21 protein-coding genes are annotated in these 18,352 nt (G+C 69.2%); 8 read left to right on the forward strand and 13 right to left on the reverse strand.

Annotation, left to right across the window (positions count from 1 at the left end):
* Positions 1-38 precede the first annotated feature (38 nt).
* Positions 39-1,049 carry a nicotinate-nucleotide--dimethylbenzimidazole phosphoribosyltransferase gene (gene cobT, locus ACZ5RK_RS08210; protein ID WP_464908756.1) on the reverse strand — a complete coding sequence of 337 codons (1,011 nt, stop codon included), beginning with the start codon at positions 1,047-1,049 and terminating at the stop codon, positions 39-41.
* 23 nt (positions 1,050-1,072) lie between these two features.
* On the opposite strand from cobT, the gene ACZ5RK_RS08215 reads away from it, so the two are divergent.
* The 8 genes from ACZ5RK_RS08215 to ACZ5RK_RS08250 are packed head-to-tail and all read left to right on the forward strand — an operon-like array spanning position 1,073 to position 6,881.
* Positions 1,073-1,588 carry a histidine phosphatase family protein gene (locus ACZ5RK_RS08215; protein ID WP_464908757.1) on the forward strand — a complete coding sequence of 172 codons (516 nt, stop codon included), beginning with the start codon at positions 1,073-1,075 and terminating at the stop codon, positions 1,586-1,588.
* Positions 1,585-2,433 (forward strand): adenosylcobinamide-phosphate synthase CbiB, encoded by an 849-nt coding sequence (cbiB, locus tag ACZ5RK_RS08220; RefSeq protein ID WP_464908758.1) that lies wholly within the window; start codon positions 1,585-1,587, stop codon positions 2,431-2,433. Before ACZ5RK_RS08215 ends, cbiB begins: the two co-directional genes overlap by 4 nt.
* A gap of 9 nt (positions 2,434-2,442) precedes the next feature.
* Entirely contained in the window at positions 2,443-2,874 is a 432-nt protein-coding gene (locus ACZ5RK_RS08225) for a HEPN domain-containing protein (RefSeq protein ID WP_054647576.1), read from the forward strand.
* Complete coding sequence (locus ACZ5RK_RS08230; RefSeq protein WP_464908759.1) at positions 2,801-3,130, forward strand: nucleotidyltransferase domain-containing protein; 330 nt, start codon at positions 2,801-2,803, stop codon at positions 3,128-3,130. Before ACZ5RK_RS08225 ends, ACZ5RK_RS08230 begins: the two co-directional genes overlap by 74 nt.
* A gap of 45 nt (positions 3,131-3,175) precedes the next feature.
* Positions 3,176-4,174: a pyridoxal phosphate-dependent aminotransferase gene (locus ACZ5RK_RS08235; protein ID WP_464908760.1), complete on the forward strand. Its 999-nt coding sequence runs from the start codon at positions 3,176-3,178 to the stop codon at positions 4,172-4,174.
* Complete coding sequence (locus tag ACZ5RK_RS08240; RefSeq protein ID WP_054647575.1) at positions 4,171-4,500, forward strand: nucleotidyltransferase domain-containing protein; 330 nt, start codon at positions 4,171-4,173, stop codon at positions 4,498-4,500. The genes ACZ5RK_RS08235 and ACZ5RK_RS08240 overlap by 4 nt, the downstream gene beginning before the upstream one ends.
* Positions 4,475-4,888 carry a HEPN domain-containing protein gene (locus ACZ5RK_RS08245; RefSeq protein ID WP_464908761.1) on the forward strand — a complete coding sequence of 138 codons (414 nt, stop codon included), beginning with the start codon at positions 4,475-4,477 and terminating at the stop codon, positions 4,886-4,888. Before ACZ5RK_RS08240 ends, ACZ5RK_RS08245 begins: the two co-directional genes overlap by 26 nt.
* A complete protein-coding gene (locus ACZ5RK_RS08250) occupies positions 4,875-6,881 on the forward strand; it encodes a cobyric acid synthase (protein WP_464908762.1) in 2,007 nt (668 codons plus the stop codon). Before ACZ5RK_RS08245 ends, ACZ5RK_RS08250 begins: the two co-directional genes overlap by 14 nt.
* A 36-nt stretch (positions 6,882-6,917) precedes the next feature.
* Here the strand turns inward: ACZ5RK_RS08250 and ACZ5RK_RS08255 are convergent, their stop codons facing one another.
* The 12 genes from ACZ5RK_RS08255 to ACZ5RK_RS08310 all read right to left on the reverse strand — a co-directional run bounded on the left by ACZ5RK_RS08255 (position 6,918) and on the right by ACZ5RK_RS08310 (position 18,344).
* Complete coding sequence (locus ACZ5RK_RS08255; protein WP_464908763.1) at positions 6,918-8,504, reverse strand: hypothetical protein; 1,587 nt, start codon at positions 8,502-8,504, stop codon at positions 6,918-6,920.
* The gene (locus tag ACZ5RK_RS08260) at positions 8,501-9,205 is read right to left on the reverse strand and encodes a hypothetical protein (protein ID WP_464908764.1); all 705 of its coding nucleotides are present in this window, start codon (positions 9,203-9,205) and stop codon (positions 8,501-8,503) included. Before ACZ5RK_RS08260 ends, ACZ5RK_RS08255 begins: the two co-directional genes overlap by 4 nt.
* Before the next feature lie 8 nt (positions 9,206-9,213).
* Positions 9,214-9,663: a YbjN domain-containing protein gene (locus ACZ5RK_RS08265; protein WP_464908765.1), complete on the reverse strand. Its 450-nt coding sequence runs from the start codon at positions 9,661-9,663 to the stop codon at positions 9,214-9,216.
* Entirely contained in the window at positions 9,663-10,055 is a 393-nt protein-coding gene (locus ACZ5RK_RS08270; RefSeq protein ID WP_464908766.1) for a hypothetical protein, read from the reverse strand. Before ACZ5RK_RS08270 ends, ACZ5RK_RS08265 begins: the two co-directional genes overlap by 1 nt.
* 165 nt (positions 10,056-10,220) lie before the next feature.
* Complete coding sequence (locus ACZ5RK_RS08275) at positions 10,221-11,507, reverse strand: family 4 glycosyl hydrolase (protein ID WP_464908767.1); 1,287 nt, start codon at positions 11,505-11,507, stop codon at positions 10,221-10,223.
* A 78-nt stretch (positions 11,508-11,585) separates the two neighbouring features.
* Complete coding sequence (locus ACZ5RK_RS08280; RefSeq protein ID WP_464908768.1) at positions 11,586-12,833, reverse strand: Gfo/Idh/MocA family protein; 1,248 nt, start codon at positions 12,831-12,833, stop codon at positions 11,586-11,588.
* A complete protein-coding gene (locus tag ACZ5RK_RS08285) occupies positions 12,827-14,068 on the reverse strand; it encodes an ABC transporter substrate-binding protein (RefSeq protein ID WP_464908769.1) in 1,242 nt (413 codons plus the stop codon). The genes ACZ5RK_RS08280 and ACZ5RK_RS08285 overlap by 7 nt, the downstream gene beginning before the upstream one ends.
* 12 nt (positions 14,069-14,080) lie before the next feature.
* Positions 14,081-15,493, reverse strand: a complete 1,413-nt coding sequence (locus tag ACZ5RK_RS08290) for an endo alpha-1,4 polygalactosaminidase (protein ID WP_464908770.1) — start codon at positions 15,491-15,493, stop codon at positions 14,081-14,083.
* Positions 15,494-15,503: 10 nt separating this feature from the next.
* Positions 15,504-16,331: a carbohydrate ABC transporter permease gene (locus tag ACZ5RK_RS08295; protein ID WP_464908771.1), complete on the reverse strand. Its 828-nt coding sequence runs from the start codon at positions 16,329-16,331 to the stop codon at positions 15,504-15,506.
* Positions 16,318-17,148: a carbohydrate ABC transporter permease gene (locus ACZ5RK_RS08300; RefSeq protein WP_464908772.1), complete on the reverse strand. Its 831-nt coding sequence runs from the start codon at positions 17,146-17,148 to the stop codon at positions 16,318-16,320. The genes ACZ5RK_RS08295 and ACZ5RK_RS08300 overlap by 14 nt, the downstream gene beginning before the upstream one ends.
* A gap of 112 nt (positions 17,149-17,260) precedes the next feature.
* Positions 17,261-17,794 carry a hypothetical protein gene (locus ACZ5RK_RS08305; RefSeq protein ID WP_464908773.1) on the reverse strand — a complete coding sequence of 178 codons (534 nt, stop codon included), beginning with the start codon at positions 17,792-17,794 and terminating at the stop codon, positions 17,261-17,263.
* Positions 17,795-17,894: 100 nt separating this feature from the next.
* Positions 17,895-18,344, reverse strand: a complete 450-nt coding sequence (locus ACZ5RK_RS08310; RefSeq protein ID WP_464908774.1) for a hypothetical protein — start codon at positions 18,342-18,344, stop codon at positions 17,895-17,897.
* Positions 18,345-18,352 lie beyond the last annotated feature (8 nt).

Below are 18,352 nucleotides of genomic sequence, written 5' to 3' on the forward strand. Positions count from 1 at the left end.
GATTTTATACCACCCCGTGCCAGGGCCCTGGGGTGGCCTCACCGGGAGGACACCCCCGCCTCCCCGAAGGTGGCCATGTGGAGGATGCGGGCGGCGGCCCTGAGGAGGGGCATGGCCAGGACCGCCCCCGTCCCCTCTCCCAGGGCAAGGTCCAGGTCCAGGAGGGGCCTCAGGTCCAGGGCCTCCAGGGCCCTCCCGTGCCCCGGCTCCCGGGAGAGGTGGCCGGCGAAGAAGTGCTCCCGGACCCCGGGGACAAGCCTCCAGGCGAGAAGGGCCCCTGCCGTCACGGGAAAGCCGTCCAGGACCAGGGGAAGCCCCGCCTCGTACCCCTCCAGGTAGACCCCGGCGATGGCCACAAGCTCAAGCCCCCCTACCTCCGCCGCCACCTCCAGGGGGTCCATCCCCGGGCGGAGGCGGGCCAGGGCCCGGGCCACGGCCTCCCGCTTGCGCCTCAGCCCCTCCTCCCCCACCCCGGTCCCCCGGCCCACCACGGCCTCGGGGGGAAGCCCCAAAAGGGCGGCGGTGAGGGCGGCCGCCGCCGTGGTGTTGCCGATGCCCATGTCCCCGGCAGCGAGGAGGGTGGCCCCCTCGGCCACGGCCCGCCTCGCCGCCTCGCGGCCCGCCAGGAGGGCCCTTTGGGCCTCCTCTAGGGCCATGGCGGGGCCCTGGGCCAGGTTCCCCGTCCCTTCCCGCACCTTGCGCTTGAGAAGCCCGGGGTGGTCAGGAAGCTCCCCCTTCACCCCCACGTCCAGGACGTAGACCGCGCAGTCCGCCACCCGGGCGAACTGGTTGATGGCGGCCCCCCCATGGAGGAAGTTCAGGACCATCTGCCGGGTGACCTCCTGGGGGTAGGCGGAGACCCCCTCGGCCACCACCCCGTGGTCGGCGGCGGCCACCACCACCGCACCCCGGCCGAGCTCCGGCTTCACCCGCCCCTGGAGGGCGGCAAGGCGCAGGGCCACCTCCTCCAGCCTGCCCAGGGACCGGGGAGGTTTGGTGAGCTCGGCCATGCGCCTTTGGGCTTGGGCGAGAACCTCGAGGTCCGGCATGGGAAAGAGTTTACCCTGGAGGCATGGAGCTCTGGCTGGTGCGCCACGGGGAAACCCTCTGGAACCGGGAGGGGCGGCTTCTGGGCTGGACCGACCTTCCCCTCACCGAGGAGGGCGAGGCCCAGGCGAGGAGGCTCCAAGGGCTCCTTCCCGCCCTTCCCGCCCATAGCTCCGACCTAAGGAGGGCCAGGCGGACGGCGGAGCTCGCCGGGTTCTCCCCCTCCCTCGCCCCGGAGCTAAGGGAGATTCACTTCGGGGCGCTGGAGGGGGCCCTATGGGAGACCCTGGACCCCCTCTACAAGGAGGCCCTCCTCGCCTTCCAGGGTTTCCACCCCCCGGGAGGGGAAAGCCTCCTTGCCTTCCAGGAGCGGGTCTTCCGCTTCCTGGAGGGGCTTAGGGCCCCTGCGGTCCTCTTCACCCACGGGGGGGTGGTGCGGGCGGTGCTGAGGGCCTTGGGGGAGGACGGCCTCGTGCCCCCGGCGGCCGTCCTCGTGGTGGACTGGCCCCACAGGGTCCTGGACGGGACGGGGCCACGGTGAGCCTCCTCCTAGCCCTCCTCCTGGACGCCCTCCTGGGGGAGCCCCCTCCCCGGTTCCACCCCGTGGTCTGGATGGGGCGGTACCTCTCCTGGGCCTGGCCAAGGGTGGGGGGCTTCTGGTCCGGGGCCTTTTACTGGGCCCTGGGGGCGCTTCTTTTCGCCCTGCCCGCCTTCCTCCTGGACCTCCTCCTGAGGCCTTGGGCCTGGGGCTGGGCGGCCCTGGGCCTCCTCCTCAAGCCCCTCTTCAGCCTGAGGATGCTCCTCTTGGAGGTCCGGGGGGTGGAGGAGGCCTTGGGGGAGGGCCTCGAGGCGGCTAGAAGACGCCTTTCCCGCATCGTGAGCCGCAGGACGGAGGGCCTCTCCCAGGAAGAGGTGCGGGAGGCCGCCCTGGAAAGCCTCGCCGAGAACCTCTCGGATAGCCTCCTCGCCCCCCTCCTCTACTACGCCCTCTTCGGCCTCGGGGGGGCGGCTCTCTACCGCTACGCCAACACCGCCGACGCCATGTGGGGCTACCCGGAGCACGGGGCAAGGGGCGCCTTCGCCGCCCGGGCGGACGACCTCTTAAACCTCCTCCCCGCGCGCCTCACGGGGCTACTCCTCTGCCCCCCCAGGCTTTGGGGAAAGCTCTTCCGGGAGGCCCGCAAGACCCCTTCCCCCAACGCGGGCTTCCCCATGGCCGCCCTGGCCTTGAGGCTCGGGGTGCGCCTGGGGAAGCGGGGGGTCTACGCCCTGAACCCCGAGGCCCCCTCCCCCAAGGCCCGGCACACCCGGGAGGCCCTCTGGCTCGTGGGGGGCCTGGGCTACGGGGTGGGGCTCCTCCTGGCGGCGGCCACGGGGCTTTGGTAGGCTTTGAAGGTGGAGCGGAGCCGGGACTTCCTGCTTCAGGCCAAGCGGGACCTGGAGCAGGCCAGGCTTTCCTTGCGGGAAGGGTTTTTTGAGTGGGCGGCCTTCGCGGCGCAGCAAGCGGCAGAGAAGGCGGTGAAGGCCGTCTTTCAGAGGCTGGGCGCCGTGGCCTGGGGACACTCGGTGGCGGGCCTCCTCGAGGAGCTGGCCCAAAAGCTCTCCGTGCCCGAGGCTTTGCTGGACGCCGCCAGCGAGCTGGACAAGGCCTACATCCCAAGCCGGTACCCCGATGCCCTGCCGGAGGGCGCCCCCTTCCAGCGCTACCGGCGGGGCGAGGCCGAGCGCCTCTTGGGATACGCGGAGACGGTGTATGCCTACTGTGAAGGTGTTCTATCCCAGATGGACGAAGGAGGAGCTCCTCCTCCGCCTCCAGGAGGGGCTTAAGGCCCTGGAGAAGGAGGTCCCCCTCCTCGAGGCCTGGCTCTTCGGCTCCTGGGCCCGCGGAAGGGCCTCGGTGGGAAGCGACGTGGACCTCCTCCTCCTCTACCGGGGGCCCCGCCGGGAAGACCTCCACCGCCTGGCCCGAAAGGCCTTTCCCGGCCTTCCCCTGGAGCTTCACGCCTATACCGAGGAGGAGGCGGCCCGCCTCGAGGCCGTCCTCGCCCGGATGCGGGAGGGGGCCCTCCGCCTCCGTCCTTAGCCTGGGCCCCACTCGGCCTTGGGAGTCCCCCGTAGCATGGAAGGTATGCTGGACGACGTCCTCCGCCCCATCCACGGGGGCACCGACGAAGGCCCTGAGCCCCTCTACGACTTCTCCACCAACGCCAACGCCCTAGGCCCCAACCCCGTGGCCCTGGCCTACCTCCGGCAGGCCGACCCAAGCCGCTACCCCGACCCCCTCTACCGGAAGCTCCGAAAGGCCCTGGCCGAGGCCCACGGGGTAGCCCCCGAGCAGGTGGCCGTGGGCACGGGGACGAGCGAGCTCATCCACCGCCTGGCCCGCTGGACCTACCTGCGGGGGCCCATCCTCCTCCTCCCCCCCACCTTCAGCGAGTACGCCCGGGCCGCCCGGGCCCTGGACCTCCCCCTTTGGGAAGCGGAAAGCCCCCAGGCCTTCCTGGAGCTTCTCCCCAAAAGCGCCCTGGCCTTCCTTTGCGTGCCCAACAACCCCACGGGGGAGGTCTACCCCTTCCTGGAGGAGGCGGCAAGGCGCGCAGGGGGCGCCCTGGTCCTGGACCTGGCCTACCACGACCTCATGGAGGCCCCCCCTCCCCTTCCCCAAAGGGCCTTCCGCCTCTACAGCCCCAACAAGGCCCACGGCCTCACCGGGGTCAGGGCGGGGTACCTCCTGGCCCCCCTGGACCTCACCCCCTTCCAGAACCTGGCCCCGAGCTGGCCCCTTTCCGTCTACGGGGAGGCCCTCCTCTACGCCCACCTGGACCCCGAGGCCAGGGCCTGGCTGGAGGAGAGCAAAAGGGAGCTTTTCCGCCTGCGGCGCCTCCTCGCCGAGGGGCTGAGGGGGCTTGGCCTCACGGTGCGGGAAAGCCCCGCCAACTTCCTCATGGCGCGGGTGGGAAGGGCCACGGAGGTGGCGAGGGCCCTGAGGGAAAGGGGCATAAGGGTGCGGGACGCCACCAGCTTCGGCCTCCCCGAGTGGCTCAGGCTTTCCGCCCAGAAGGAGGAGGCCATAAAGGCTCTTCTCCTCGCCCTGGAGGAGGTTCTGGCGGGTAAACTCAGGGCATGAGCCCGGAGCTTGCCCGCTACCTGGAGGAGGCCCTGGGGCGGCTCAGGGCGGCCCTGGACCTGGAGGCCCTGTACCTCTTCGGCTCCCACGCCCGGGGGACGGCGGACCGAAGGTCGGATCTGGACCTCCTGGTGGTGGCCCGCACCTCCCTCCCTCCCCTCAAGCGCATCGGCCTGGTCCTGGAGCTCCTCCAGGACGCTCCCCTCCCCGTGGAGGCCGTCGTCCTCACCCCCGAGGAGTTCCGAGAGCGCCGGGACCTCCCCTTCCTCCAGGGGGTCCTACGGGAGGCGAAACCCATCTATGAGCGTGGAAAAGCGCCTACTTGAGGCCCACCGCTGGCTCGCCCAGGCCTGGGACGATTGGGAGGCGGGAAAGGCCCTCTTGGAGAGGGGCAAGCATGCCCAGGCCGCCTTCCTCGCCCAGCAGGCGGGGGAGAAGGCCCTAAAGGCCCTCTGGATCGCCCTAGGCCTGGACCCGTGGGGCCCCAGCCTCGCCCGGCTCCTCCGGGACCTCCCCCCGGAGGAAGCCCCCGCCTTCCACCCCCTCCTGCCCCAGGCCCTGGCCCTGGACAAGCTCTACATCCCCACCCGCTACCCCGACGCCCTCCCCGGGCTCACGCCCAAGGAGGCGTACACGGAGGAGGAGGCCGAGAAGGCCCTGGGGGACGCCCAGGCCATCCTGAAGGCCGTGGAGGTGCGCCTTGGGAAAGGCTAAGGCCCTCGCGGTCTGGGGCACGGGAAGCGGGGTGGGGAAAAGCCTCTTCACGGCGGCCCTCCTCCGCCACTTCAAAAGGCTCGGCCTCAAGGCCGCCCCCTTCAAGGCCCAGAACATGGCGAACCACGCCCGGGTGGTGCGGGGCGGGGAGATGGCCTCTGCCCAGTGGCTCCAGGCCCTGGCCGCCGGCGCCGAGCCCGAGGTGCGCATGAACCCCGTCCTGGTGAAGCCCTTCGGGGAGAGGGGCGCCCAGGTGGTGGTGTGGGGAAGGGTGGACCCAAGGCTTTCCCGGCTCCCCTGGAAGGAGCGGAGGCCCCACCTCGAGGCCCCCATCCGGGAGGCCCTGGAAGGCCTCCTCACGGAGTACGACCTCGTGGTGCTGGAGGGGGCGGGAAGCCCGGTGGAACGGAACCTCTGGCCCGACCTGCCGAACCTAAAAGCGGCGGAGTGGGCGGAGGCCAGGGCCCTCCTGGTGGCGGACGTGGACCAGGGCGGGGCCCTGGGAGCGCTCTACGGCACCTGGGCCCTCTTGGGGGAGCACCGGGGGAGGCTTATTGGCTTCGCCTTCAACAAGTTCCGGGGGGACCCGGAGCTCTTGAGGCCCGCCTACCGCCTCCTTGCAGAGTGGACCGGCCTCCCCGTCCTGGGTACCCTGCCCTTGCTTCCCCTCGCCCTCCCCGAGGAGGACGGGTTCCGCCACCGCCTGGAGGGGAAAGAGGGCCCCAAAGTGGCCCTCCTCCGCTACCCCCACGCGGCCAACCTGGACGAGTTCTGGCCCCTCTCCGAGCTCGCCCGGGTGCGCTACGCGGAAAGCCCGGGGGAGGCGGAAGGGGCGGAGCTCCTCGTCCTCCCGGGAAGCCGCCTCCCGGCGCGGGACCTCCCCTGGCTCAGGGGCTTCCTCCCCCTGATCCAAAGGCACCTGGAGGAGGGAAAGCCCGTGCTCGCCGTCTGCGGCGGGGCGGAGATGCTGGCCGAGGCCCTCCTGGACGAGGAGGGGGTGGAGGAGAAGGGCCACTTCCCGGGCCTCGGCCTCCTCCCCTACCGGGTGCGGATGGCGCGGGAGAAAACGGTGGAGAGGAGGCGGGTGCGGCTTCGGGGGCTTTCCGGGTACTGGGCGAGGCTTGAGGGCCTCGAGGTGGAGGGGTACGAGATCCACCACGGCCAGGGCCTCCCCCTCTTCCACCAGGAAGGCCCCCTCCTCGCCACCTGGCTCCACGGTCTCCTGGAAAACCCCGGGGTGCAACGGGCCCTCTTCGGAAAGGAGGCCAGGAGCCTGGAGGAGGGGCTAGACGCCCTGGCGGACGCCCTGGAGGCGCACCTGGACCTGAAGCCCCTCCACCGGGCCCTGGGGCTTACGGGCAGGTCCTTCCCCGCGGCAAGCCCCAAGGCCCAGGTGGCTCCTGGTTTTAGCCCCCAGGAAAACCTCCTTGGGGCCCCCACCGAGGCGAAAGCCTTGGTGGGGCACGTAGACCCTCCCCCACCCCCCGGCCTCGTCCTCCTCTTAGGGGGGGCACGGAGCGGCAAAAGCCGCTTCGCCCAGCGCCTCGCCGGCCCCTTCGCCACCCTCATCGCCACCGCCCAGGCCCGGGACGAGGAGATGGCGGAAAGGATCCGGCGCCACCAGGAGGAACGCCCCCCCACCTGGGAGACCCTGGAGGAGCCCTTGGACCTGGTGGGGGCCTTGGAGCGGGCCCGCCACCCCACGGTGGTGGTGGACTGCCTCACCCTATGGGTGTCCAACCTCATGGAAAAGGGCCTGGACCCCCTGGAGGAGGCGGGGCGCTTCCTCGGGGCGGTGGAGGGAAGCGGCAAGCGGGTCATCGCCGTCTCCAACGAGGTGGGAATGGGAATCGTGCCGGAAAACCCCCTCGCCCGGCGCTACCGGGACCTGCTGGGGAAGGTGAACGCCCTCCTTGCGGAAAGGGCCCAGGAAGCCTACCTCCTGGTGGCGGGGCAGGCCCTTTCCCTCAAGGCCCCGCGGGGCCCTGCCTAAGCGCCCGCGCCTCGGTTCTGCCTGGGGCCCCCCGCCTCACCGCCAGGTGCCGGGAAGGCCGCTTAAGGACTCCTCCAGCCTCCGCCACCCCGCCTGCCCCAGGAGCTCCTCCAGCTTCCCCCCACGCTCCACGGTGCCCAGGATCCCGCCAAAGACGGGGTCCCGCCAGAAGGTTCCCGTGTTGAAGGACTCCTTGTAGAGGCGGAAGGTCTCCCCGGTGGCGGGGTCGCGGGCGTAGGTCTGGTCGGAAAGGAGGTTGGTCCAGGAGCGGCTCATCCAGGAGTTGAACTCCTCCCCCTCCTTGAGCATCCCCAGGACCATCCGGGTGAGGTCGGCGCTGGCCTGGCGGCTCCGCTCCGCCTCCAGGGCCGCCCAGCGGGGGTCCAGGGAGAAGCCCAAGGTCACCCCCGCAAGCACCCCCGTCTCGCGGGCCAGGGCCTCGGAAGGCCCGTGCACCAGACCCACCTGCAGGTAAAGGGCGCAGTGGACGGAGGAGGCGGCGAAGGAAGGAGCGTAGCGGAAAAACCCCCGGGCCTCCACCGTGGCCTGCCGCCGGAGGCCTCCCTGGGCCGCCCAGAGGCCCAGGACCTCCCGCCAGCTCTGGAACTGGTCCCCGGGCCGCCCCATGGCCATGAGCATGGACTGGGCCATCTGCTGCTCCCAGGCCCAGTGCACCCCCTCCAGGTAGCGGGCCACCCGGCTGGTGCCGCGGAGGGGCTGGGCCTTGGAAACCTGCCAGGGGGCCCCCGCCTCCCAGGCCCAAAGCCCCTGGGCGAAGAGGGCAGGAAGCTCCTCGGGAGACCTGGCGCAGAGGTACCCCGGCACTTGCCCAGGCTGGCCGTTCCAGAGGAGGATGGTGCTCGGGTTGCCGCCAAAGGGCGTGGCGATGGACAAGGCCTCCAGGTAGAGCACGTCCCTGCGTAGGACCACCCCCCCCTTGGTGAGCTGGAAGGCGGGGAGGCGGAGGGTCTCGGTCTGGGCCACCACGCTCCCCCGGAAGGTATACCCCTGGGGCACGGGCAGATGGGCCGCCGGAACCCCGAGGAGGGGGTCCAGGATGGCCTCGGTCCGGTAGGGCACCCGGTCTTTGGGGTCCAGGAACTCCAGGGAGCGGAGAAGCCCCCTAAGCTCCCGCCGCTCGTCCTCGGGAAGGTCCTGGGGCAGGTAGGCGCTCACGGTGAGAAGGCTCTTGGGGCCGGGAAGGAGTAGGTGGGTGGCCTCATAGCGAAGGCTGGAGAGGGCCCTTTGGACCTGGGGTTCCAAGGCGAAGACGGCAAGCTCCCCCATGGCCCCCTGGGTGAAGGCCATGGGGTAGGCCAGGCCCCGGGCCAGAAGCATGAGGCCCCTCGAGGCCTGCTTGAAGTGGAGGGTGGCCTGCTCCCCGCCTATGCGCCTCGCCTCCTCCAAGAGGGGCCTGACCGCCTCCTTGGGGCTTTTGAGAGGCATGCCCCGCACCAGGACCACGCTCTCCAGGTCAGTAAAGAGGAGGCTCCCCTGGGAGAAGAACACCTTCCACCCCTCGGGCAGGTCCACGGCGAAGCCGTGGAGGCGGTCCACCATCCGCTCGGCCCACGCAGGGCCAAGCCCCAAAAGAACCAGCGCCAAGAAGGCCAGCTTCCTCATCCCCTTCCCTCCTCCCAAAGCCTCCGGAACTCGGGGTCCAGGGGGTTGTACCGCCCCCCACCCCCCCGCAGGCGCACCATGTCGTAGGGGAAAGACAAAAGCCACCAGAGGGCAAGGCCAAATCCCAGGGCCAAGAGGGCGGTTCCCAGGCCCTCGGCGAGGGAGAAGAGGAGGAGCCCCACCCCCGCCAGGGCCAGGGCCCCGTAGATCCGCCGGAAGTGCCGCCGGTAGACCCCCAGGGCCCAGGCGTGCACCCCCTCGGCCTCCCGGGGTGGGTAAAGACCCCCCAGGAACCAGACCCGGCCCCGGTTGAGCAGGAGGTAGCCCTCGAGGCCTTCCACCTCCCGCCAGTCCACCCCCAGGTGGGCCAGGACCCCATCCCAGCCGGGAAGCCCCAGGGGAAGGGGAAGCCTTTCCCCGCCGAAATCCAGCCAGAGCCGCCCCAAGAGGGGGTCAAGCCTCACGCCCTTCAAGGCCCCCCGGGGATAAAACCTGCCCTCGTAACGAAGCCCCTCGGGCTCCAGGGCCACGGCGTACCCCGTGCGGCGGAAGTGCACGGCGAAGGCCCCGAGGAGAAGAGCCCCCAGGAGGAGGCTCACAAGCTCCCGCGCCCAAAGCCCGAAGGCCAGGAGGAAAGCCCCAAGGAGGAGGGCCCACCAAAGCCGCCAGCGCGCCCACGCCGGAAAGGCCACCTCTTCCACGGCGCCTCCTACTCCCACCCGATCCAGGCCGCAAAGGCCCGGAGACTCTCCTCAAAAAGGTCCAGGAAAACCCTTATGGCCCCGTCCGCCACCCCGCCCGCCAGGTTCAGGTCGGCCTCCAAAACCGGGTCCCCCTCCTCGTCCAGGTAGGCTCGGGAGAAGCGCTTCTTCCCGTTCCACTCGTTCACCCGCTCCAGGCTGGGGGGGTTGTCCGTGGAAAACCCCGCGTAGAGCTGAAGGCTCTGGCAGCCTCCCTCCCGGCAGTCCAGGAGGAAGAGAAGCGCCCTAAGACCCGCAAGCCGCAGGCGGAAGTAGACCTCCCCTTTCTCCTCCACCCGCTCGTAGCGGTAGGAGCCGGCCTTGAGGAGGGCCTCCATCTCCTCGGGCGTGATCCGGGTGCGCACCCCCTGGGCGAGGGCCGGGACCAGGAGGAGGGCCAGGAGGAAAAGGCGGGCCATCACCGCACCTCCTTCAAGGTGTAGCGGACGCAGGGGTTGGCCTTCTTGGTAAGGTGGGAAACCTGCGCGCCCTGGGCCCTAAGCTGCGCGTCCACCTGGGCCAGGCGCTGGAGGTTCTGCTGGTGGAAGGCCTGCAGGTCCCCCTCAAAGGGCCGGGAGGCGGCGTAGAGCTCGGCCCCCATGGGGTGCAGGAAGACGGCCACCATCCCCCCCTCATAGGGCATCTCCTGCATCCTCTGAAACCCCGTGGGGACGGGAAAGCGCATCCCCAGGGCCGGGTTCTGGTACATCTGGCTCTGCAACGACCCCTGCCCCTGGGGTCCCGGCACGGGACCGAACTGCGCCAGGGCAACCCAGACCAGCCAGCCAACCACTCCTGCCGCCTTCCTCATGGAGCACCTCCCCTAGGGCGCGGACCCAAGCCGCCTTCATACCGCCTCCCACCTACCCGAGGGGCCCGGGGGAAGGACAGAGCCTCTGCCCCACGCCCTACCTCCATGATGGGCCGGGGGGCTTACACGCTCCTTAAACGGCCCCGGGCCGCCCCCGAGAAGGGGCTAAGGCCGAAGGAAAGGGGGCATCAGGGCGGCGTGCGCCCTCAGCAACTCGGCGAAGAGGTCCTCTATGCCCCTAAGGTCCAGCACCGCCCCCGTGAGGGGGTCCAGGGCAAGCCCCTGGAGGAGGAGGTCCCGGTCTTTCCGCACAAGCCCTTCCACCCAGAGGGCCTGAACCTCCTGGACCCTCCGGGCCAAGGCTGCGGGCCCGGGGGGAAGGGAGCCCCCCTGGGGCAGCACCCTCCCCAGCTTTACCCTCACCGGCACCTCCACGGCGAAGGGCAGGAGTTGGGGAACCGTCCCCTGGTTGTCCAGGGTGGCGTACGCCTCCCCCTCCAAGCCCAGGTAATAAGCCTCCAGGATGCGGCTGGCGTACTCCTGGCTTCGCTCCAGGCCGCCCTGGCCCTCCAGCCAGGCCTCTACCTGCTCCTTGGCCTCCCGCACCCACCGGGAGTGGTGTTTGGCGTAGAAGCCGCTCTCCCCCCCGTACCCAGGACGGGCGTACCGGGCGAGGACGGAGGGAGCCTTGCGAAAGTAGGGCACGTACTCGGAAACGTGTCCGCTGGACTCCGAGGGGAAGAGGCCAAAGACCCTGAGGATCTCAAAGCGCACGGGGTCGCGTTCCCAGTAGAGGGGGTCCTCCGCCAAAGCGCGGAGGCGGGGGTAGAGGTCCTGCCCCTTGTGGGCCAGCTGGACGAAGAAAGAAAGGTGGTTCACCCCCAAGGCCCGGTAGGCCAATTCCTCGGCGGGCACCTGGAGATAAGCGGCCAAGGTCTTGGCTGTCTCCGGCACCGAGTGGCAAAGGCCCAGGGCGGGAAGCCCCCTCCGCAGGAAGTAGGCGGTGACGGGACTCAGGGGGTTCATGTAGTTGAGGAGGAGATCCCCCTGGAAGGCCTCCGCCACCTCCTCCATGAGGGCGTGGAGGCGAAGGAACTTCATGAGCCCCCCCGGCCCCAGGGTGTCGCCGATGGTCTGGTCCACCCCGTGGCGGAGGGGAATCTCGTAGTCCTTCCGAATGGCCTCCTCCCCTCCCACATCCGCCACCAGCACCGCTACATGGGCCCCATCCAGGGCCTCCCGCAGGGGAAGCACCTCCAGGGAGAAGCCCTTCTCCGGGAATCTATCTAGAAGGTGCTTTCCGAGGCGGACCGTGGGCTCGAGGCGCTGGGGATCAGGGTCCACCAGCCTCAGGACCACCCCCTCCAGGCGGGAAAGGAGGAGGTCCACCATGAGGGTGCGGGCGAACACGGCGCTCCCCGCCCCCACCAAAGCCAGCTTTATCCCCTTCACACCCTCTCTCCCTGTTTCCTTGCCCGGGGAAGCCTGCCTAGGGGCCTCCACGCTGGCCCGAGCCGGCATGGGGTGGTATCACCCCTCCGCCTCCACCACCCGCCCCTCCTTGCGGGCCCTCTCGGCCAAGAAGACCAGGCGGTGGGCCTCCACCGCCTCCTCCAAGGGCGCAATCAGGGAAGGATCCCCCCCTTCCACCGCCCGCACAAAGGCCTCCACAAGCCCCATGTCACCCCCCGCGTGCCCCGTCCGCACCGAAGCCTCCACCTCCGTCTCCAGGTCCACCGTCCACTCCCCACGCAGAAAGTGGAACACCCGGATGCGCCGCCCGTCCCCGTAAAGCTCCCCCTCCGTCCCAAAAAGCCGCGTCTCCCGAAACCGCATCCGGGAAAGCGCCTCCACATGGAGGCTCGCCGTCCGCCCGTCCCCGTACTCCAAAACCACCACCTGGTGGTCCACCACGTCGTTCCTCCCCAGGTAGACGCACTCCCCGTAGGGGCCCTCCTCCAAAGCCCGCACCAGGTTCTCCCAGGTGAGGGGAAAGGCCACCACGTCCAAGGGCCACCCCCTCTCCCCCCGCTCGTAGGCCTCCAGGTAGATCCTCCGGGCAGAAAAAGGACAGCCCCTCTCCACCTCCCCAGGGCAGGAAAGGCACCGCTCCGAAGACCCCGGGGGACGGTTCTCGGGACGAAAGTGGTAAAGCCCCCCAAAAGAACTCACCCGCCTCACCTTCCCAGGAAGCAGGAAAAGGAGCCAGTCCAGATCGTGCACGCTCTTCGCCAAAAGAAAAGGACTGGACTCCGCCTCCCTTCGCCAGTTGCCCCGCACAAAGGAGTGGGCGTAGTGCCAGTGCCCCACGGGCTCCAGGTGCTGCACCGAAACCACCTCCCCGATGACCCCCTCCCCCAGCAGGGCCTTGAGCCTCCGGGCATAGGGAGTGTAGCGCAGCACGTGGGCCACCGCCACCATCCGCCCCGTGGCCCTGGCCGCCTGGGCCACCCCCTCCACCTCCTCCCAGGTGGAGGCGATGGGCTTCTCCAAAAGAAGGTGGTAGCCCTTCCGCAAAAGGGCCGTGGCCGCTTCCGCGTGTAAGCGGTCCGGCAGGGCCACAATGGCCGCCTCCCCCAGAAGTGGAAGCTCCAAAAGACCCCGCCAGTCCGAAAAGGCACGTTCCCGGGGCACCCCAAACTCCCGCCGAAAAGCCTCCCGGTAGGCCTCCCGCGGTTCCGCCACCGCCACCACCCGGGCCCGCTCCGGGTGGTGGCGGGCGTAGGCCGCCAAGGCGAAACCCCGGCTCCCGGCGCCCACCACCACGAGCCTTACCATAGAGGCTTGCTACTCCTGAGAAGGGCGTTCATGTCGTTCCGGGCCTTCTCTATAGCCCTGTCCAGGGGGAGATTGCCCGTCCACGCCAGGTTCATGGCGCTGCTGAGGGCATCCAGCACCTCGGGGAGGTTGTTGAGGTTGCGCACGTCGGCGTGGCGCACCACCATGTCGGGAAGCTGGCGGAAGACCACCTCGGCGTTTTTCCCGGGCAAGGCCTGGAGGTAGGTGCTCCTGTACCTATCGGCCAGGGTGGGCAGGAGTCCCGCCCCGGCCAGCATGCGGTTGGCCTGGACGCTGGTGGTGTACCACTCCACGAGCTTGGCGGCCCCTTCCTTGTTCCGGCTCGAGGCCGGGATCACCAGGGCGTGCACGCTGTAGACCCCCTTGGGTTTAAGACCAGGCCGCATGGCGGGCAGGGGGGCGAAGGCCCAGTCCAGGCCGGGGGTTCCCTTCCAGACCTCGGTCATCCACGAACCCAGCACGTAGATGCCCATCTGCCCCGCCTGGAAGAGCTGGTAACCCTGAAGGGTGCTGTCCTGGGGACCGGGAGAAACCTTGTCCACGTAGATGAGATCCAGGAGCTTCTGGGCCGTGTCGCGGAAGGCCTGGTCCAGATTGGCCTCGTAGCGGTCCCCCACCTTCCGGATGAGGCCCGTTCCCCCGTTGGAGTAGTAGAAGGCCATGCCGTACTCGCTGTCTATCTGCAGGTCCATGGCGTTGATGCCCCAGACCTTCTTCCCGTCGGGACGGGTGAAGGTGAGGCGTTTGGCCGCCTCCCGGAGCTCCTCAAAGGTCCAGCCCTCCTTGGGAAGGGGCACGCCCCGCTCCTGGAAGAGCTTGCGGTTGATGTACACGGTGACCACCTGGGGCCCCAAGGGAACCCCCAGGACCTCACCCCTAACCGTGTAGAGGCCAAGGGCGCCCTTGGGAAGGACCCCCTGGGCCTCCTGGGAGAGGGGGATGGGGGCGAGGGCGCGCTGGGAAGCGTAGAAGGGGAAGTTGTCCAGGTTCATCCACATGACGTCAAAGGTGGCGCCGCCCGCCACCATGGCCGAGGCCTTTTGCCAGTAGGTGCCCCAGGGTACCAGGTTGTAGCTCACGGGTATACCCGTGGCCTCGGTGAAGGCCTTGAGGAGCCGTTCGTCCGCCTTCTGCCGCGTCCCGTCCCAGGTGGCGTACTGCACCTGGGCCAAAGCCAGCGCCAAGCCCACCAAAAGACCCAACATCCTCCGCATGACCCACCTCCTTCAAGGGTTGTGCAGGAAAACCCGGTCCAAGAGGATCACGGAAACGTAGGGAACGAACCCGAACTCCCTGGCCCGCTGGTAGTCGCGGACCAGCAGGTCCTGCTCCTCCGGGAGGGCGTAGTCCATGGCCAGAACCACGAGGCCGCGTTTGGCGAAGGGGAGGACCGGGGAAGGGTCCCCCTCCACGGCCACGTAGCGCCCCGACTTGAAGTCGTACATGCTGGAGAAGTTCTCGTACATCACCGCGTCCAAGGCCTGGGCCGTCTCAGGGAGGAGGCGGAAGCCGCGATTTTGAATCAGGATGGCCTTCGGGAACTCCTGGCGGAGCCTCTTCACCAAGGCCACCAGGCCTGGGCCCACCTCGGGGAAGACGTCCGCCGTATCCAGGGTGTCCAAGAAGAGGCCGTCAAACCCCCGGTCCAGGTACTCCTTGGCCCTTCCCAAGACCCACTCCTGCCACCCGGGTTGCCGGGCGTCCACAAAGTAGCTGCCCCAGTTGGGGTTCTGCCCAAGGATCCACTCCTTGGGCACCTGGTGCCCCGGCTCGGCCTCCCCGATGGAGAGATAGGCCACCACCTTGACCCCGGCCTTCTTGAGGAGGTTAAGGAGGGCGTCGGGGAGGGTAGGCTGCACGATAGCCAGGTCAAAGTTGACCAGCTTCTCCGCCTCGGCGGGGTCTTTGCCGTAGTAAACGGCGTACGTGACAATCCCCTCCAGGCGGCTTTCTATGGGAGGCTCCTGGCCCAAGGCGGCGGCGATCCTTTCCGCCCAGGAAGCGGGGTCTCCCGGTCGGTCCACGAAAACCAGATAGCCGAAGTTGCTCGGGGAGTGGTAGTCGCCGCCCATGGGCCAGAGGGGGTACTCGGAGGCGGCCTGGTGCTCCCGCCCCACCTTCAGGCCCCAGAAGGCCCCCACGGAGGGAGGAGAGACCTTCAAGGAGGCGAAGGGGATGGCCCACTCCAGCACCCAGGCGTCGGGCCCTATCCGGCTTGCGGTGCGGTACTCCGTGGTGAAGGTGTAGGCCTTGAAGCGCGTGCCCCTGGGGTTGGCGGCCAGGTGCAGGTACTCGGCCGCCTTCAGGTTGGGCTTCAGGAAGACCTCCATGGTGTCGTCCGTCCACCACTCCGGGTGGTCGGCGGGGTTTTGGGCCCGCAGGGTATCGGACCTTTGCTGGAAGATCCCCAGTAAATACAGGTTCTGGTCGTCCCACGCCACGCTGAAGTAGCCCTTGCTGCCCACGGGCTTGGCCGGAAAGGTGTTGGAAAGGATGACCTCATAGCGGGGAAGGCCATCCCACTGGGCCAGGTCTCCCCCGATCTGGATGGTGCGCCTGGCGGCCTGGGCCACGTGGGCGGGGTCCACCTGGGCCATGGCCAGGCCCGCCAACCACAGGACTCCCAACCACTTCCTCATCCTTCACCTCCTATCCCTTAAACCCGGAGAAGATCTCCGGGTTTTGCAGGCGCTTCTGGAAGAACAGGTAGACCAACACGGGGGGCAGGGCCATGAGGGTGGTGCCCGCCATCAGGAGGGGGATGTGCACGGCGTAGTGGTTCTGCACCGCCAGGAGGGCCACGGGAAGCACCATGCGCTCCGGGGAGGAGAGAACCACGCTGGGCCAGATGAAGGCCTGCCAGTGGGCGAGAAAGAGGAGGATCCACAAGACCACCAGGGCCCCCCGGGACAGGGGCAGGACCACGCGGACCAGGGCGGTGAGGGGGGTGCCCCCGTCCACCAGCACGCTCTTCTCGAGGCTCCTGGGAAACGTCTTCAGATACTGGACCAAAACGTAGACGGCGTAGCCGCTGGTGAGGCTCGGAAGGATGTACCCCGCGAAGGTGTCCACGAGCCCCATGGCCCGCACCAGGAGGAAGGTGGGGATGAGGGTGATCTGCCAGGGGAGGAGCATGGAGAGGATGTGCGCCTGGAAGAGCCACTCCCGCCCCCGGAAGCTGAGCCTGGAGAGGGCGTAAGCCGCCAAGGAGGCCAGGACCAGGTTGCTGGTGGCCAAAAGCGCCGAGGTCCAGAGGCTGTTCCAGAGGGCCCGCCCCAAGGGGACGGCGGAGAAGAGGCTCTTGTAGTTGTCCAGGGTCCAGCCCTGGGGCCAGAGGGAGGGGGGCCACTGGTAGGCCTCCTCGGGGGTCTTGAAGCCCGTGAGAACCATCCACAAAAAGGGGTAGAGGACCCCCAGGCTCAAGAGGCCGAGGAGGAGGGCGAGCCCCACCTGCTGAAGACGCTCACGCTTCCGCATCCACCAGCCTCCTCTCCAGGCGCCTCTGGATTAGGACCAGGAAGAAGAGCCCCAGGGCCAGCACCCAGGCCATGGCCGTGGCGTAGCCCATGCGGAAGTAGCGGAAGGCGGTGGTGTAGATGTAGTAGGCCAGGGTGGTGGAGGCGTCCCCCGGCCCGCCCCGGGTCATAAAGAGGACCGCCTCAAAGAGCTGCACGCTGGCCATGAGGGAGAGCACCGTCACCAGCCCCACGATGGGGAGGACGCCGGGCAGGGTGATGTGGAGAAAGCTGGCCCAGGGCCCGGCCCCATCCACCGCCGCCGCCTCGTAGAGCTCCCGGGGGAGCCGGGAGAGGGCCGCCAGGTAGAAGAGGATGGCGCTCCCCATCCCCTGCCAGGTGCTGAAGACGGCCAGGGTGGGGAGCACGGTCTCCGGCCGGTTCAAGGGGTTGAAAGGGAAGAGGCCCACGAGGGCCTGGACCAAGAGGGCGGTGGCCACCACCCCGGTGACCAGGGGAAGGTAGAAGACCACGCGGAAGAAGGAGGCCCAGAAGCCCTTGAGGTTGTGGAGGGCCAGGGCGATGGCCAAGGGCAGGGTGACCCCCAGGGGAACAGCCAGGAGGGCGTAGGTGAGGGTCTGGCGGAGGTAGCGGTGGAAGCGCTCGTCCTGGAGGAGGGCGGCGTAGTTGGCTAGCCCCACCCACTCCGGCGTGGACAGACCGGTCCAGGAGGTGAGGGAGAGGAAGAGGCTGGCCCCCACCGGGACCAGGGCGAAGACCGCCACCACCAGGGTGGAGGGGAGGGCGAGGAGGAGGCCAGAGGGGGTCCTGCCGTGCATGGCTAGCCCTAGCCTACCCTCCCAGGGAGGGGGAGCGGGGGCTAGTGAGCGCGAAAAGGGGTAAAACGCGCAAAAACGGGGCGGCCTGTGGGCCGCCCCGGGCCCGAGGGGGTTACTGGGCCATGATGGTGAAGGTCACGGTGGCCGAGTAGGTTCCCACGGCGGGCGAGGAGCTGAAGACCAGCTTCAGTTTCGGAGCGATGGCGTACTTGCCGTTCTGGATGCCCACCACCACGTCCTGGTCGGTGGTGCCCAGGGTCAGGGCGCTCCCGGTGAAGGCCCAGGTGCCGGGGGTAGTACCGGAACCCCAATCCGGCGGAGTGAAGGGGTTTGGGTACGACTCCTGTTTCTCCAGCACCACAGAGAGGATGGGGCTGGTGGTGGTGGCGCTGGCCACCAGCTTGCGGTTGGTGGCGTAGTTGGTGGAGTAGATGACGGTGGGGTACCAGGCGCAGAAGCGGTCAGCGGAGGAGCAGTAGGTGGTGTTGCTGTAGTCCACGGTGAGGGGAGCCGTGCCGGTGTCAATCTGCACGCTCTCCGTACCCGACACCGTCACCGTGAAGGTCTTGCTGTCCGTGGCGTCGGCCAGGGCCAGGCCCAGGGCCACGCCCACCAGGGCCAGGAGCCGAAGAAGCCTTTTCCGCATAAGCACCTCCTATTTGGGGTTTTTCCCCAGGGCTAACCTAACCCCTTTCCCGCAAGGGGCGCAACCCCCCCATCGCGCGAAAGGGGGCGTAAAGCGCACTTCACTGGGAGAGGATCACCGCCGTCACCTGGAGGAAGTAGTAGCCGGGGGGGAGAGGCCCGGAGGCCCTGGCCTCCAGCTCCAGGGTAAGGGGGAGACTGGCCCGCACGGACCCCACCCCCTGGAGGAGGGTCTGGAAGCCCGGGGACCACCGGGTCCGGCCGCTCACCCCCAGGGTCCCGGGGCCGGAGCCCTGCAGGACCTGGGGGATCCCCGGGGTGAGGTAGGCGGCCAGGCTGGCCCCCGAAGGCCCGGCGGGGACCAGCTCCACCAGGACCCGGTGGGTGCCGGACCGGCCCAGGGTGTCGTAGACCAGCTGGGCGGTGAAGGACCAGAGGCCCTCTCCCCGCCGCACCTCCTCCAGGGACGCCATGCGGGTCTCCCCCGAAAGGGGCACGATCTCCAGGGCCTGGGCCAGGGCCAGGCCCTGGAGGGCCAAGAGGAACGCCATCCAGCTCC

Source organism: Thermus kawarayensis JCM 12314 (genome assembly GCF_055393575.1).

What these genes read in the sequence shown, in the direction of transcription:
- cobT (WP_464908756.1), bottom strand. Translation starts at nt 1,049, where the DNA reads ATGCCGGACCTCGAGGTTCTCGCCCAAGCCCAAAGGCGCATGGCCGAG.
- ACZ5RK_RS08215 (WP_464908757.1), top strand. Translation starts at nt 1,073, where the DNA reads ATGGAGCTCTGGCTGGTGCGCCACGGGGAAACCCTCTGGAACCGGGAG.
- ACZ5RK_RS08230 (WP_464908759.1), top strand. Translation starts at nt 2,801, where the DNA reads ATGCCTACTGTGAAGGTGTTCTATCCCAGATGGACGAAGGAGGAGCTC.
- ACZ5RK_RS08235 (WP_464908760.1), top strand. Translation starts at nt 3,176, where the DNA reads ATGCTGGACGACGTCCTCCGCCCCATCCACGGGGGCACCGACGAAGGC.
- ACZ5RK_RS08240 (WP_054647575.1), top strand. Translation starts at nt 4,171, where the DNA reads ATGAGCCCGGAGCTTGCCCGCTACCTGGAGGAGGCCCTGGGGCGGCTC.
- ACZ5RK_RS08245 (WP_464908761.1), top strand. Translation starts at nt 4,475, where the DNA reads ATGAGCGTGGAAAAGCGCCTACTTGAGGCCCACCGCTGGCTCGCCCAG.
- ACZ5RK_RS08255 (WP_464908763.1), bottom strand. Translation starts at nt 8,504, where the DNA reads ATGAGGAAGCTGGCCTTCTTGGCGCTGGTTCTTTTGGGGCTTGGCCCT.
- ACZ5RK_RS08265 (WP_464908765.1), bottom strand. Translation starts at nt 9,663, where the DNA reads ATGGCCCGCCTTTTCCTCCTGGCCCTCCTCCTGGTCCCGGCCCTCGCC.
- ACZ5RK_RS08270 (WP_464908766.1), bottom strand. Translation starts at nt 10,055, where the DNA reads ATGAGGAAGGCGGCAGGAGTGGTTGGCTGGCTGGTCTGGGTTGCCCTG.
- ACZ5RK_RS08280 (WP_464908768.1), bottom strand. Translation starts at nt 12,833, where the DNA reads ATGGTAAGGCTCGTGGTGGTGGGCGCCGGGAGCCGGGGTTTCGCCTTG.
- ACZ5RK_RS08285 (WP_464908769.1), bottom strand. Translation starts at nt 14,068, where the DNA reads ATGCGGAGGATGTTGGGTCTTTTGGTGGGCTTGGCGCTGGCTTTGGCC.
- ACZ5RK_RS08290 (WP_464908770.1), bottom strand. Translation starts at nt 15,493, where the DNA reads ATGAGGAAGTGGTTGGGAGTCCTGTGGTTGGCGGGCCTGGCCATGGCC.
- ACZ5RK_RS08295 (WP_464908771.1), bottom strand. Translation starts at nt 16,331, where the DNA reads ATGCGGAAGCGTGAGCGTCTTCAGCAGGTGGGGCTCGCCCTCCTCCTC.
- ACZ5RK_RS08300 (WP_464908772.1), bottom strand. Translation starts at nt 17,148, where the DNA reads ATGCACGGCAGGACCCCCTCTGGCCTCCTCCTCGCCCTCCCCTCCACC.
- ACZ5RK_RS08305 (WP_464908773.1), bottom strand. Translation starts at nt 17,794, where the DNA reads ATGCGGAAAAGGCTTCTTCGGCTCCTGGCCCTGGTGGGCGTGGCCCTG.
- ACZ5RK_RS08310 (WP_464908774.1), bottom strand. Translation starts at nt 18,344, where the DNA reads ATGGCGTTCCTCTTGGCCCTCCAGGGCCTGGCCCTGGCCCAGGCCCTG.